General features: G+C 61.1%; 13 protein-coding genes. 6 read left to right on the forward strand and 7 right to left on the reverse strand.

What is annotated here, in order from left to right; translation table 11 throughout:
- Positions 1–14: 14 nt before the first annotated feature.
- The gene (locus AC1DUY_RS25995; protein ID WP_478118093.1) at positions 15–3173 is read right to left on the reverse strand and encodes a multidrug efflux RND transporter permease subunit; all 3159 of its coding nucleotides are present in this window, start codon (positions 3171–3173) and stop codon (positions 15–17) included.
- A gap of 10 nt (positions 3174–3183) precedes the next feature.
- Positions 3184–4398, reverse strand: a complete 1215-nt coding sequence (locus tag AC1DUY_RS26000; protein WP_089265398.1) for an efflux RND transporter periplasmic adaptor subunit — start codon at positions 4396–4398, stop codon at positions 3184–3186.
- A gap of 361 nt (positions 4399–4759) precedes the next feature.
- On the opposite strand from AC1DUY_RS26000, the gene AC1DUY_RS26005 reads away from it, so the two are divergent.
- The 4 genes from AC1DUY_RS26005 to AC1DUY_RS26020 are packed head-to-tail and all read left to right on the forward strand — an operon-like array spanning position 4760 to position 7536.
- Complete coding sequence (locus AC1DUY_RS26005; RefSeq protein WP_439062842.1) at positions 4760–5032, forward strand: hypothetical protein; 273 nt, start codon at positions 4760–4762, stop codon at positions 5030–5032.
- Between the two features lie 7 nt (positions 5033–5039).
- Positions 5040–6050 (forward strand): flagellar motor protein MotA, encoded by a 1011-nt coding sequence (locus tag AC1DUY_RS26010; RefSeq protein ID WP_089265399.1) that lies wholly within the window; start codon positions 5040–5042, stop codon positions 6048–6050.
- A 3-nt stretch (positions 6051–6053) separates the two neighbouring features.
- A complete protein-coding gene (locus AC1DUY_RS26015; RefSeq protein WP_089265400.1) occupies positions 6054–7085 on the forward strand; it encodes a peptidoglycan -binding protein in 1032 nt (343 codons plus the stop codon).
- A 4-nt stretch (positions 7086–7089) separates the two neighbouring features.
- Positions 7090–7536, forward strand: coding sequence for a GNAT family N-acetyltransferase (locus AC1DUY_RS26020; protein ID WP_478118096.1), 447 nt, complete (start codon positions 7090–7092; stop codon positions 7534–7536).
- A gap of 21 nt (positions 7537–7557) precedes the next feature.
- Here the strand turns inward: AC1DUY_RS26020 and AC1DUY_RS26025 are convergent, their stop codons facing one another.
- Positions 7558–9420, reverse strand: a complete 1863-nt coding sequence (locus AC1DUY_RS26025; RefSeq protein ID WP_478118098.1) for an ABC transporter ATP-binding protein/permease — start codon at positions 9418–9420, stop codon at positions 7558–7560.
- A gap of 192 nt (positions 9421–9612) precedes the next feature.
- On the opposite strand from AC1DUY_RS26025, the gene rpmE reads away from it, so the two are divergent.
- Positions 9613–9843 carry a 50S ribosomal protein L31 gene (gene rpmE / locus AC1DUY_RS26030; RefSeq protein WP_478118100.1) on the forward strand — a complete coding sequence of 77 codons (231 nt, stop codon included), beginning with the start codon at positions 9613–9615 and terminating at the stop codon, positions 9841–9843.
- A gap of 179 nt (positions 9844–10022) precedes the next feature.
- Positions 10023–10646, forward strand: coding sequence for a TetR/AcrR family transcriptional regulator (locus AC1DUY_RS26035; RefSeq protein WP_441230390.1), 624 nt, complete (start codon positions 10023–10025; stop codon positions 10644–10646).
- A 50-nt stretch (positions 10647–10696) separates the two neighbouring features.
- Here the strand turns inward: AC1DUY_RS26035 and AC1DUY_RS26040 are convergent, their stop codons facing one another.
- The 4 genes from AC1DUY_RS26040 to AC1DUY_RS26055 form a co-directional block, all read right to left on the reverse strand.
- The gene (locus AC1DUY_RS26040; protein ID WP_089265405.1) at positions 10697–11530 is read right to left on the reverse strand and encodes a MipA/OmpV family protein; all 834 of its coding nucleotides are present in this window, start codon (positions 11528–11530) and stop codon (positions 10697–10699) included.
- 324 nt (positions 11531–11854) lie between these two features.
- Positions 11855–12940, reverse strand: coding sequence for an acyltransferase family protein (locus tag AC1DUY_RS26045; RefSeq protein ID WP_439078010.1), 1086 nt, complete (start codon positions 12938–12940; stop codon positions 11855–11857).
- An 87-nt stretch (positions 12941–13027) separates the two neighbouring features.
- Entirely contained in the window at positions 13028–13540 is a 513-nt protein-coding gene (rcdA, locus tag AC1DUY_RS26050; RefSeq protein ID WP_478118103.1) for a protease adaptor protein RcdA, read from the reverse strand.
- A gap of 573 nt (positions 13541–14113) precedes the next feature.
- Positions 14114–14305 carry a DUF1192 domain-containing protein gene (locus AC1DUY_RS26055; protein WP_089265408.1) on the reverse strand — a complete coding sequence of 64 codons (192 nt, stop codon included), beginning with the start codon at positions 14303–14305 and terminating at the stop codon, positions 14114–14116.
- Positions 14306–14360 lie beyond the last annotated feature (55 nt).

Genomic DNA, 14360 nt, shown 5'->3' on the forward strand with positions numbered 1-14360 from the left:
TTTGTTTGATTACCTTAGCTGTGCGACACGGACGGCGATGCGGTCGGCCCGTCCTGCTTTGCCTCTTCCGTCTTCGGCGCCTTGTCCGGCGAGAACAGCCGCTGCACCGACACGAAGAACACCGGCACCATCAGCAGCGCCAGGATCACCACCGCGATCATGCCGCCGGTCACCGACGTACCAAGCGCCTGCTGGCTGGCACCGCCGGCGCCCGATGCGACGACCATCGGCAACACACCGCAGATAAAGGCGAGACCGGTCATCACGATCGGGCGGAAGCGCAGGAAACAGGCCTCCATCGTGGCATCTACCAGCGACTTGCCCTGCGCGCGCAGGTCCTTGGCGAATTCGATAATCAGAATCGCGTTCTTGGCCGCGAGACCGATGATCGTAATCAGACCCACCGTGAAATACACGTCGTTCGGCAGGCCACGCAAATTCGCCGCCAGCACGGCGCCAACGATGCCGAGCGGCACCGTCATCAGCACGGCCACCGGGATCGTCCAGCTCTCATAAAGCGCTGCGAGCACCAGGAACACCACCAGCGCCGAAAGCGCGAGCAGGAACGGCGCCTGCGAGCCGGACAGCTTCTCCTGCAGCGACTGGCCGGTCCATTCAAAGCCGAAACCGCGCGGCAACAGGCCAGCCAGACGTTCCATCTCCTTGATGGCGTCGCCGGACGTGAAGCCGGGCCGTGCTTCGCCGGAAATTCGCACTGCCGGATAGAAGTTGAAGCCCGCGATCTGGGTCGGTCCCTTCGCCCATTCCACAGTGGCGAAGGACGAGAACGGCACCAGCTGCCCGCGGCTGTTCTTGACATTGTAGTTCAGGATGTCGGCCGCGTTCATCCGGTTGGCGGCCTCGGACTGCACCACGACGCGCTGCATACGGCCGCGGTTCGGGAAGTCGTTGATGTAGTTCGAGCCGAGATTGGTCGAGATCGTGCTGTTGATATCCTCGAAGGTGACGCCGAAGGCGCCTGCCTTTTCGCGGTCGATCATCAGATTGACCAATGGCGCCGGCGGCAGGCCTTCGACGAACACCTTCTGCAACACCGGGCTGGCATTGGCGTCAGCAATCAGCTTGTCAGATGCAGCATTAAGCGCGACGAACCCCTTCTGGCCGCGGTCCTGGAGGCGGAAGCTGAAGCCTGAAGAGTTGCCGAGGTTATCGATCGGCGGCGGTTGCAAAGCGGAGATCTTGGCGTCGCGGATCGACGACAATTCCCGATTGATATCGTTGACAAGGGCCGCCGCGGAATCGCCCGGCCGGCGCTCCGCCCAGTCCTTCAGGGTAATGAAGGCCTGCGCGGTGTTCATGCCCTGGCCGAGGAAGCTGAAGCCGGTGAGGAACACAACGCTCTCGATACCGGAACGCTTTTTCAGATATGCCTCGACCTTCTCGATGGCGCCTTCGGTGCGAGCGAACGAGGAGTCCGACGGCGTCTGCACGTCAGTGGTGATGAAGCCCTGATCGTCGATCGGCAGAAAGCCGCCCGGCATCCGCATGAAGCCCCAGGTCAGTCCGACGAGCAGCGCGACATAAACGATCAGCAAGCGTCCGGTGCGCTGAATCGACCAGCCCACCGTCCTCGAATAGCCGTCGCGGGTAGCGTCGAGCTTGCGGTTGAACCAGCCGAACACGCCCTTCTTGGCATGGCCGTGTCCTTCCTTGATCGGCTTCAGGAAGGTTGCGCAAAGCGCCGGCGTCAGCGACAGCGCCAGCAGCGCGGAGAACGCGATCGAGGCGACCATGGTGACCGAGAACTGGCGGTAGATGATGCCCACTGAGCCGGGGAAGAACGCCATCGGCACGAACACGCCGATCATCACCAGCGTGACACCGATGATGGCGCCGGAGATCTGGCCCATCGCCTTCTTGGTGGCTTCCTTCGGCGGAAGTCCCTCCTCGCTCATGATCCGCTCGACGTTCTCGACCACGACGATTGCATCGTCGACCAGGATGCCGACAGCCAGCACCATGCCGAACATGGTCAGCATGTTGATCGAATAGCCGGCCAACAACAGCATCGTGCAGGTGCCGAGCAGCGCGATGGGCACGACGATGGTCGGGATCAGCGTGTAGCGGAAATTCTGCAAGAAGATGAACATCACGATGAAGACGAGGACAACCGCCTCGATCAGCGTCATCACCACCTTCATAATCGATGCTTTGACCACCGGCGTGACGTTGTACGGAATGTCGTAAGCGATGTTGGCAGGGAAGAAGTTCGACAGCTCCTTCATCTTGGCTTCGATAGCCGAGGCCGTCGCCAGCGCGTTGCCCTTCGGGGACATCAGCACCGACAGGCCGGCCGTCGGCTGGCCGTTCAGGCGCGTGGTAAATTGGTAGCTGAGGCCGCCGATCTCGATACGGGCGACGTCGCGGAGCCGCACGGTCGAGCCATCGGAATTGGCGCGTAGCACGATGGCGCCGAATTCTTCCGGCGTGGAGAGCTGGCCTTTGACGAGCACCAGTGACGACGTCTTGGTGGTCGCTGTCGAGGGCTCGGCACCGACGCTGCCGGAGGCAACCTGGGCGTTCTGTGCGGTGATGGCCTTGTTGACGTCGTCGGAGGTCAGATTGTAGCCAACCAGCTTGGCGGGATCGACCCAGACGCGCAGCGAGCGCTCGGTGGAATAAAGCGAGGCACGGCCGACGCCGGGAATACGACGAATTTCACCAAGGATGTTGCGGATCATGAAGTCGCCGAGGCCGACTTCATCCAGGCTGTTATCGGTGGAGCGCAGCGTGATGATGTTCAGCACCGCGGCAGAGGCTTCCTCGACCAGGATACCCTGCTGGATCACAGCACGCGGCAGACGCGCTTCCACGCGCTTCAGGCGGTTCTGCACTTCGACTGACGCCTGGCTGGTATCGGTACCGGGCTGGAAGTTCGCGATGATCTCGACGGCGCCCAGCGAGTCGCTCGTCGATTCGAAGTTCAGGATGCCCGCAGCGCCGTTGAGTTCCTCTTCAATCAGCCGCGTCACGCTGTTGTAGAGATTCTCCGGCGACGCGCCCGGATAGCTGGTCGAGATCGAAATCGACGGCGGCGCGATGATCGGATACTGCGCAATCGGCAGCTGCGGAATCGCAATGGCGCCGAAAAGACAAATGAAAAGCGCGACGACCCAGGCAAAAATCGGCCTGTCGATGAAAAAACTAGCCATGTCGATTTACTCAGGGACGCGCTTGAGTGGTTTTCTGCCCCTCGGGCGGAAGGCCCGCAGTGGCATTCGCGTCAGTCCAGGCGGTCGCCTTGACCTTGTCGCCAGCAGCGAATTTCTGGAAGCCCTCGACCACGACGCGCTCGCCGCCCTTCAGGCCTTCGGTCACGAACCACTGACCATCCTGCACGGCACCTGTTCGTACCATCTGGACCGCAACATGACCGTCATCCTTGACAACGAATACTTCGGCTCCGCCGCCACCATTGCGCTGCACTGCCTGCTGCGGAACCGCAATGGCATCGGTGTCGATGCCCTGCTCAATCTGCACGCGGACATACATGCCCGGTAACAGCTCACGCTTCGGGTTCGGAAATTCGCCGCGCAGCGTTACCTGACCCGTGAAGGTGTCGACCTTGGCTTCGGAGAACAGCAGCTTGCCCGGCAGCGAATAGAGCGTGCCGTCGTCAAGCATCAGTCTCACCTTGGCCGCGCCAGGCGCGATCCGCTCGAGATCGCCGGTCTCGAAAGAGCGGCGCAAGTTATTCAATTCGGACACCGACTGCGTGAAATCGGCATAGATCGGATCGAGCTGCTGAATGGTGGCGAGATTCGTATTGTCGTTCTGCGCAAGCAGCGCACCTTCGGTCACCAGAGCGGCTCCGACAATGCCGTCGATCGGCGCGCGGATGGTTGCATAGTCCAGATTGAGGCGCGCACGCGCGACGTCGGCTTTCTTGGATGCAATCTCGGCTTCAGCCTGACGCTGCGCACCGACTGCTTTCTCGGCTTCCGCTTCGGAGACTGCTTTCTGCAGTGCAAGACCCGACACGCGCTTGGCCTGCATCGACGCGAGATCATAGGCAGCTTCCGCCTTGTGAAGCGACGCCTTTGCGGACTGCAATTCCACCTCGAACGGCTTCGGATCGATGCGATACAGCGTGTCGCCCGCCTTCACCTCGGTGCCCTGATGAAACGCGCGCTCGATGATAATACCCGACACACGCGAACGCACATCGGCAACGCGCGTCGGCGCAATACGTCCGGGCAATTCGCGAACCAGCGCACGTCGCTGTTGCGTGACGGAAATGATGCTGACTTCAGGCTCGCTCACCTGAGGCGGCGCAGACGCCACCGCGTCCTTGGGTTCGTTGCATCCTGCGAGCACGGGCGCGAGTCCCGCCAGCAGAAGCGCGAAGCCTGCAGAGCGTGCGTTCAACATCGTCATTTACTTTGATATCCCAAGTTGCGAATTCGAACATGCATCAACGGATACGCCGGACCTCTGTGGTCTTCATGCGCGTAGCCGGATTTATCGAACTTCTTTGATAGCCTAGAATAAAAACCGCGGTGCTGCGGCGCAATACATATCGAGGCGGCGCATTGCCACACGGCCTATCGTATTGAACTCACAAAGGCTTTCGAGGCTCACGCGAACGTGAATCGGATGGAACCGGCATACGTTTAGTTAACAGCAGCCATTCGATAGTGGCTCACGCCACTATTCGCTTCCATTCGCATAGACAAACAAGCCTGCGGTCGCAGAAAGAACCGGCGCCAGCACCGCATCCATATGCGGAGTTGCGTCCATGGACCAGACGCAGGATGCGTTCGATCTCGTCGCGATGGCAATCGAAATTGTCGAGCCAGTCATTCGCCGTGCGTGCGTAGCGCGTGCCGCTCCAGCGCCACTCTTCTCCACAAACGGCTCAACAAAAAGGTCTTTTCTAAATACGCGGCAGATCGAGCCGGGTTTCAACTGGAAGTTCCCGGTGACATCGCTGATTCCGGCGGTATCCGATCTTTTTTTGTCGCGGGGCTGTGCCATATTGCGCGTCGAACCTTTCCTCGCATGCAGATGATCAGCACATGGCGCCTGGCTCCTCCTCCCGCTCCGCGATGGAAATCGAACTGACCAAGCTCTCATCGCCCCGGATCTTCCTGGTCCGAATGCTGGTGTTTCTGGTGCTCTGCGGTCTGATCATGACCGTGCTCTACAAGCAGATCGTTCTCGCTTTCTTTGCCAATCCCGGGCTCAACGCGCTGATCGGCGCGGTATTGGCGATCGGCATTATCCTGTCGTTCCGGCAGGTCATCCGGCTCTATCCGGAAGTCTCGTGGGTCAACAGCTTTCGGATTTCCGATCCTGGCCTCGCGCTGGACCGACGCCCGACCCTGCTGGCGCCGATGGCTGCGATCCTCGGCGGCGAGCGTACCGGCCGTATGACCATCTCGCAGCAGACCATGCGGCATCTGCTCGATTCGATCGCGACGCGCCTCGACGAATCCCGCGACATCTCGCGCTATATGACCGGCCTCCTCGTATTTCTCGGGCTGCTCGGCACCTTCTGGGGCCTGATCGAGACCGTTGGCTCCGTCGGCAAGGTGATCGAAGGCCTCAAGGTCGGCGGCGATGCCGGCTCGCTGTTCGACACGCTGAAGGAAGGCCTCGCCGCGCCGCTCGCCGGCATGGGCATCTCGTTCTCGTCATCGCTGTTCGGCCTCGCCGGCTCGTTGATCCTCGGCTTCCTCGACCTGCAATCCAGCCAGGCCCAGAACCGGTTCTATACGGATCTGGAAGACTGGCTCGCCTCCACCGTGAAGGAATATTCCGGCGAGACAGCCCCCGTTACCTCATCCGGCACCCCGGCCGAGTTGCAGGATGCCATCGAGCGCCTGCGTCGCTCCATCGAGGACGGCAACAACAACCGTGGCACCACGACCGCCATGGCCAATCTCGCCGATGCGATCCAGAGCCTTGTGGCGCATATGCGCAGCGAGCAGGAGATGATCCGCGAATGGGCCGATGGTCAGGGCGAGCAGAGCCGCGAGATCAAGAAGCTGCTCGAACACATCGCTCGCCAACCTGAGAAGAACTGATCCATGGCATTGGCACGCAATCGCCGCGGCTCTTCCGAATTCAACTACTGGCCGGGCTTCGTCGACGCGCTGTCGACGCTGGTGCTCGCAATCGTCTTCCTGCTGTCGATCTTCCTCGTCGTGCAATTCTATCTGTCGCAGGAAGTCACCGGCAAGGACAAGGCGCTGGAGCAGCTCACCGCCAAACTGGCTCAGCTGAACGACCTGCTATCGCTGGAGAAGCTCGGCAAGCTCAATCTCGACGAGCAGCTATCTCAGATGCGCGCCGGGCTGTCCGCCGCGGAATCGGAGCGCGACCGGATCAAGGGCTTGTACGACGGCCTCGCAGGTGCCGGCTCCGATGCCGCAGGCCGCAACACCGAGCTCAACAAGGCGTTGGATTCCGAGAAGCAGCTCTCCGCCCGTGCGCTGGCGCAGGTCGAGGTGCTGAACCAGCAAATCTCGGCGCTGCGCCGCCAGCTCGCGGCACTCGAAGAAGCGCTGGAAGCGTCCGAGAAACGAGACAAGGAATCGCAGGGACGCATCGTCGATCTCGGGCAGCGCCTCAACGTCGCGCTCGCGCAGCGCGTTCAGGAGCTGTCGCGCTATCGTTCCGAATTCTTCGGACGCCTGCGCGCCATTCTCGGCAACCGCCCTGACATTCGCGTTGTCGGCGATCGCTTCGTGTTCCAGTCGGAAGTATTCTTCGATGTCGGCCAAGCGGCTTTGCTTCCCGAAGGCCGCGCCGAACTGGACAAGGTCGCCAGTGCCCTGATCGAACTCGACAAGCAAATCCCGGCCGAAATCGCCTGGGTGATGCGCGTCGACGGCCACACCGACTCGCGGCCGATCCTCAACAGCCCGCTGTTCAAATCGAACTGGGAACTGTCATCGGCGCGTGCAATCTCGGTGGTGCAGTATCTGATTTCGCTCGGCGTCCCCGCACAACGCCTCGTCGCCGCCGGCTTCGCCGAAAATCAACCGCTGGATACGGCGCAGACTGAGGAAGCCTACAAGCGCAACCGTCGTATCGAACTCAAGCTCACCGAGCGCTGACGGCATGCCTGAGCCATTCGAGTTGCGCCCCTATCGCGAGAGCGATGAAGACGCGTCCATCACCTTGTGGCTGGAGACATGGCGACAGGCCTATCCCTCGATTAATTTCGACGGCCGCGTCGACTGGTGGCGCAACCGATGGCGCACCGAACTGGTACCCGTAGCGCAGATCGTGATTGCGGAGCAGGACGGCGCACTGGTCGGCTTCGTCACCATCGACGGCACGGGTTATCTCGATCAGTTAGTGGTCAACCCCGCTCAATGGGGATCAGATGTCAGCCGCGCGCTGGTCGATGAAACCAAACGACTATCGCCAACCGGCGTGACGCTGAAGGTCAATGCCGACAATATCCGCGCAATCAAATTCTATATGCGTAACGGCTTCGTCAAAACGGGCGATGAAGTAAACACGTCAGGCCGTGCCGTCGACCTGATGGAATGGAAGCCGTAGCAAGCCTCCCATCGTCGCCACTCACACCCCGAACTGCAACCTTGCCAGCCTGGCATAAAGCCCGTTCGCCGCGACCAGTGAGGCATGTGTGCCCTGCTCGACGATGCGGCCATGATCCATGACGAGGATGCGATCGCAGGATAGCACGGTGGCGAGCCGATGGGCGATCACCAGCGTGGTGCGGTGCTTCATCAGCTCTTCCAGTGCGGTCTGCACCAGCGTCTCGGATTCGGCATCGAGCGCAGACGTCGCTTCATCGAGCAGCAGCAGCGGTGCATCGCGCAGGATGGCGCGTGCGATGGCGATGCGCTGACGCTGGCCGCCCGAGAGCGTGACGCCCCGTTCGCCCAACTGCGCCTCAAATCCATCAGGCAGGCGGCGAATGAATTCCGTGGCATGCGCCAGCGATGCGGCATGCTCGACTTCGGCATCCGTCGCATCGGGACGACCGAAGCGGATGTTCTCGCGGGCGGTTGTTGCAAACACGACGGAGTCTTGCGGCACCAATGCGATGCGCTTGCGGAGCTCGCGCGGATCGGCGTCGCGGATCGGCACGCCATCGACCGAGATGGCGCCGCCCTTGGGATCGTAAAAGCGCAGCAGCAGATGAAAGAGCGTGCTCTTGCCGGCGCCGGACGGCCCGACGATGGCGACCTTTTCGCCAGCCTTCACCGATAGCGATACGCCAGCGGCCGACAGGATGTCCGGCCGGGTCGGATAGGCAAAGGAGACATTGTCGAACACGACGTCGCCGCGTGCGGGCTGCGGCAATGCCCGCGGCGATGCCGGGGCCACCACGGCGGATTTGACGTTGAGGATTTCGAACAGTCGTTCCGCCGCGCCCGACGCCGCCGAAATCTCGCCCCAGACTTCGCTGAGCTGGCCGAGGCTGGACGCAGCAAAGGCCGCATAGAGCACGAACTGGCCGAGCCGCCCCGGTGTCAGTGCGCCTGTCAACACGTCATGCGAGCCGACCCAGAGAATGCCCACGACACTGGAGAACACGATGAAGATGATAACCGCGGTCAGCACAGCGCGCGCACGGGTCGAGCCACGTGCGGCGTCATAGGCCTGCTCGACCTCCTTGCCGAAGCGCGCATTCGCCAGCTGCTCGTTGGTATAGGCCTGCACCGTACGGATCGAACCGACGAGTTCGCCGGCATAGGCCGAGGCTTCCGCCAGCGTATCCTGCGCGTTGCGCGACAGACGCCGCACCCAGCGCCCGAAGGCCACCAGCGGGATCACGATCAGCGGGATCGCCGCGAGCACGAAGCCGGAGAGCTTCGGGCTAGAAACGACCATCATGGCTGCCGCGCCGAGAAACAGCACAAGGTTGCGCAACGCGATGGATACGGACGCGCCGACCGCTGACTTGATCTGCGTGGTATCGGCCGTGAGCCGCGACACCAGTTCGCCGGAGCGTGACGTATCGAAGAAGGACGGCGACAGTGCGGTGAGATGCTGGAACACGTCGCGGCGCAGATCGGCGACGATGCGCTCGCCGATGGTCATGACGAGGTAGTAACGAGCCGCGCTGGCCAGCGCGAGCACGACCACCACAGCGATCATGACGCTGAAATAGTTGTTGATCATCGCGATGCCTTCGGGGCTGAAGCCGAAGTCAATCATCCGCCGTGCCGCCACAGGCACGACGAGCGTGGTCACAGCCGCAACGGTCAACGACACCAGCGCCAGCAGCGCCCGGCCGCGATACCGCGCCACATAGGGCGCCAACGCAAGGAGCGGCCGCAATTTGGCTCGGCTGGGTGGTACCTGGGGCTCCACAACGGTATCCACCAGCGACGGCTCCGGAAGCACCGGATCGGGCTGCGGAAGCGTCGGCTTGGCCGCGCGGGGGATCTCAAGCCGTTCGACTGCACTCATGATTTATAACCGTTCTTGTCGTTGCCCTGAGATAGGCCGGAGCGGGCCCCGAGGCAAATGACCTAGGTCAATTGCAGAGGCAATGATCCACGACGGGAGTCCTTGTCTCCCGCACGTTCCTGCGATATAGAGCGGCCAAATCCGCCATCGAAATCACAGAGATTCAGGCGCCGGCGCGCCGAAGGAACCGTCATGAAAGCCGAAATTCACCCGGATTATCATAACATTACGGTCGTTATGACCGATGGTACGGAGTATCAGACCCGTTCCACCTGGGGCAAGCAAGGCGACAAGCTGAACCTCGACATCGATCCGAGGTCGCACCCAGCCTGGACCGGTGGCACCACCCAGCTTCTCGACCGCGGTGGCCGCGTGTCGCGCTTCCAGAAGAAGTTCTCGGGCTTCCTCAAGAAGGAAGATTGATCTTCACAAGGAAGATCGGCCTTTCAGGCTTATCCGATTGCCTTTCAAAACGCCTCTGCAGCCAGCAGGGGCGTTTTTCGTTGCTGGCCGACATTGGCCATGGCGGTACCTTAAAACCGCCTCCGTTGCCCTCCCTATAAGGTGCGCCACATCATCTTGCGCGGGGGCGCAACGAGACCATGCCGACCAATACCGGGCACCACCGCAAGAAGCCGCGTCAGGCGCGCTCCGTTGCGACCGTGGGCATCCTCCTGGACGCCGCTGCCATCGTGCTCGTCGATGAAGGATACGACCGGGCCACCACGAACCGGATTGCGGAGCGCGCCGGGGTCAGCATCGGATCGCTCTATCAGTATTTTCCAAATCGGGACGCGCTGTTCGGGGCCCTCCATGGCCGGACGGAAGCCCAAATGTCAGAAAATATCTGGCAGACCATTTCAGGATTCGAAGGGCTGGATCTGCGTGGATTCGTCCGCTCCGGTCTGAACACCGCGATCAGCCAGCATGCCCGCGTGCTGCCGCTGCTGAAGGTCTTGATGGAGACCGCCTCCGGCCGTCCCCCTGTTCAGTGGCCATTCGACCCCTTTCCGCAGCGGCAAGGCCTCTTGCGTGGCATGTTTGACAACCATGCCGACGAGCTACGCCCTGGCTTCAATCGCGAAGCCGGAAGTTTCTTCATTCCGAGAATGGTCGGCTCGGCACTCGATGCGGCGATCGCATTCCGTCCGGATGCCTTCGCCAATGGCGAGCTGGAACAGGAGCTGGATACGATGTTGTCGTACTATCTGATCGGGGAGCGCTAGAAGCGTGAGCTAGCGTGCGCCGTATTGGCCACGCTGTGCAATCGTACGTGCTATCGCACGCCGACGTCGAACGAATAGGCCACGCCGACGCCGTAGGTGACCTGATTGGTCGACCCACGGAATTTCACCAGCGGACTATCGGCGATGCTGCCGAGCAGCTTGTCATATTCGACATAGCCGCGCACTTCCCATTGCGGATCGAGCTTGTAGCGCAATTGCGCGCCCGCACCGACCGAACTCGAACCGCCCTTGGCGTCGTAAACCGGCAAACCTGACGCAAGCGCCTCGATATTGTTGACGCTGAAGTAAGTCTCCGCATATTTCGCATCCGTCACCCGGTAGCGTGGGCCGGCAGCAAAGGTCATCCGCTCGTTGATCGGCACAATCACGTCAGCCGAGAAATCCGCGACGATACCTTCGTGGCCACCGAGACCGCGGCGCAGTTCGGAGCGTAGGCGCAGCCAGTCGAAGGCGTAGTATTCGGCGAAACCACCGAGTTCGACCGCGAAATCAACGTCCCTCAGGCCACGCAGCTCGCTGTGATCGGCGGCCTTGCGCGCTGCTTTATAGTTGCCGACGGGACCGGCGCGAAAGCCGCCCACGTCGATCAGGGCGAAGCTTGCATTGTCGCGCATGCTCTTGAAACGGGCCGGCGTGCCGGCACGGCGAATCGAGATGATCGGCTTTGGCGCAAGTTCAGAACTCCCGGCGCCTTCGTAAGATGGCTGCATCTCGCCGCCTATCCCGACGGTCACGGTCCAGCCACCGGAGGCCGAGGGCACGAAGGGCACCGATGGCAGCATCACCACCGGATCAGCCGCAACCGCAACCGCCGGACAAGCCAACACACCAATGAGACCGAACAGACGAGGAGACAAAGACATCAGATTCCTACTTGGATCGGCGCGGAATTTCGGTGTGGCCGCGCTTCAATGCCACATCGTTGCGATTGCTCCCGTGCGACATGGAGTCACCGCAACAATGCGAAGATAGCTGGCGCGACGCCTCCTCCAAACTCGCATTGGCTCGGCATCAGAAGTGTAGCTCTCTGGCGAGAAACCCTATTCAGGCAAGGCTTTGCGATAAATGACGCTATGCCTGCGGCGTCATCGCTCACATTTCCGGGCAGCGTGGCAGTAATATCTGAAAGAATGGATCGCCGCCGTCTGCGGCATCGCGCCGCACTACCGACTTGATAGCCCCGATGCCTACGCCTTCACCGGCGCGTCGCTTCTCCGCGGGATGAATCGCTGCGTGATCCAGTTGCGGCCGGGCATTTCGACGAAGCGATAGCTCACTTCCGCCAGCGCCCAGATGATGGCGAAACAGACCAGCGATGCAGCGATATAGACAACCTCAGTCTGGCCTAAATGCCGCCAGGTCCTGATAGCGAAACTGACGAACAGCGGATGGATCAGATAGATCGAGTACGAGATGATGCCGAGCCGGTAGACCAGCGCGTTGCCGAACAGCAGTTGCGCCATCCGGCCATCACGCGAGAGCACCGCGACCAGCGGGATGTACAGCAGATACATCAAGCGATCGCTCGCATCGGCCAAACCGACGGCGATGATGGCGAGCGGAAGCGCGACGACCAGACCATCCTGCACGGTTGCCGACAGGCGATCGACGAGGCCACCAAAGCGGAAGATCGCAAGGCCCAGCGTGAAACCCGCCACCGCGCGCAGCAGCGGATAAAGCGAATTGCCGTTGACCACATCGAGCGGTCCGCCCGACCCGCGGCCACTGACGCTCACCGCATAGATGCCGAGCAGCGCCGCGATCACCGCAAATCCCGCGATCCATTTGCTCCAACGCTGGGTAAAGGCCATCAGGATCGGCAGCAGCAGATAGGAGCCCATCTCGGCGCTCGCCGCCCAGGCCACGCCGATGATCGGAAAAATATAGAGACCCCAGCCGGTCATCATCAGCAGGTTGCCGGTCCAGTCCCAGGCCGAATACATCTCCAGCTTCTCGCCGGACAGACCAGCCGCGATCTTGGCGACATAGAACAGGCCAATGATGAAATAGGCGGGGTACAGTCGCGCGACCCGCTTCAGCATGAAGGTTGCGAACGCCTTGCCAGTGAGATGCAGGAAAGCGTCGCGATAGGTCAGCGCCATCACATAGCCTGACAGCATGAAGAACAGGTCGACCAGCAAATAGCCGTAGGGAATGCGGAAGAATGAGCCGGTGCCGCCGGTTGCGAGCTGCACGTCACCGAAATGATACACGACGATGACGGCAGCTGCGACGCCGCGCACGCCGGTCAATGCCCTGATATCGTCTGCCATCGCCAATGCCCCCGCTTCAACCGGCTCATGTTTAGCGCATGAGCCGCGAGCGAGGAACAGCGTTCAGGGAATGCGAGGGACGCGCGATCAGCGCTCGAATGCGGCCTTCAGGCGATTGAGCTGCGGCACCAGCGGATTGCCGATCGGGGCATGCGTGGTGGTTGCGGCGTGGATCGAGACGTCGAGGCGACGAACCTTGGTCTGCAGCACCATCGAACGCGTGATCAGGATCTGCAGCTGCTCGGGCAGCTTGAGCAGCATTTCTTCCGGACTCGGATCGGCGGCGCTGAGCTTGACCTTGGTCTTTTCACGATTGGCCTGGGTCAACGTCATCTCGCCTTCCTTCACCGCACGGTGCAGCAGCAGCCATGAGGCCAGCTGCATGAGGCGGGTGGTGAGGCGCATGCTTTCGGTGGCGTAAGTCAGGCTGACGGAGCGATCCAGTGCCTTGGCCTCGCTACGGCCGACGCCGTCGAGATAGGCCGCGGTCTCTTCGACCAGATCCATCCCCTCGCGAAACAAGGCGCCGAAGGCAGCAGAATTGGTCAGCCGCTCGCTAAACTGAACGAGAGCGGGTTCGCTGTGCAAACGATCCGACATAGTTAACGCCTCACGCAAATGGTTTCGCAGCCAGCTCTGAACGGCGGGCTTATGATGAACAAATCATTACGCGTGCGTGCGTGAGAGTCCAGCGGCGTAAAATTAAAGAAGTATTTATGGTTTCCAACGCGATTTAACGATCGCGGACGCCCCAAAAGAAGACATGAGTACCAAAAAAAGAGCCGCCGTTTCCGGCGGCTTTAAAGTTGATAACAGGGAGGCGTCAAACAGAGTGGACAGGAGCCACTCGGTGTCCAAACAAGGACAATTTAAGTAATATGCGAGAAAGCTTAATTGCGCGTAAATACGCGGGCTTTCTTCACGATCCGTTTGCCATGCGCCGCCTCGCAAACTGTATCGGAATGAGACAATGTCGGGATCGCGATTGAGGAAGCGTCGGCGGTATTGCACAGGCCTCTCGTCCGTCATTGCGAGCAGAGCGAAGCAATCCAGTTTTCTTCGCGTATGGCTTCTGGATTGCCGCGTTGCTTCGCTAAGAGGAAAACTGCAGGACAGCTTTCCTTCACCTCGCAATGACGGCAGAGAGCCGGGAGAGCGCCATTCAATAGCCCGTCACGATTTGAAAAAGCGATCCGCCGCATCGCGCGTCGCGCGCTTCAAGGTCATGCTCGATTGCAGCCGCGCGATCTCGCCATTGAGCAGCGCGATCCGCTCGGCGAGTTCCTCGACCGATAGCAGCGAGAGGTCCTGCCCGACCTCATGGCTGACCTTCTTCTTCGGTTTGTCGTCGTCGTCGATCGCCATTTGGGGCCCTCCCCGTCTCAAATTCGAATATGCACCGGATGTTGCCAGCATTGAT

This window comes from Tardiphaga sp. P4_G1, assembly GCF_056401215.1.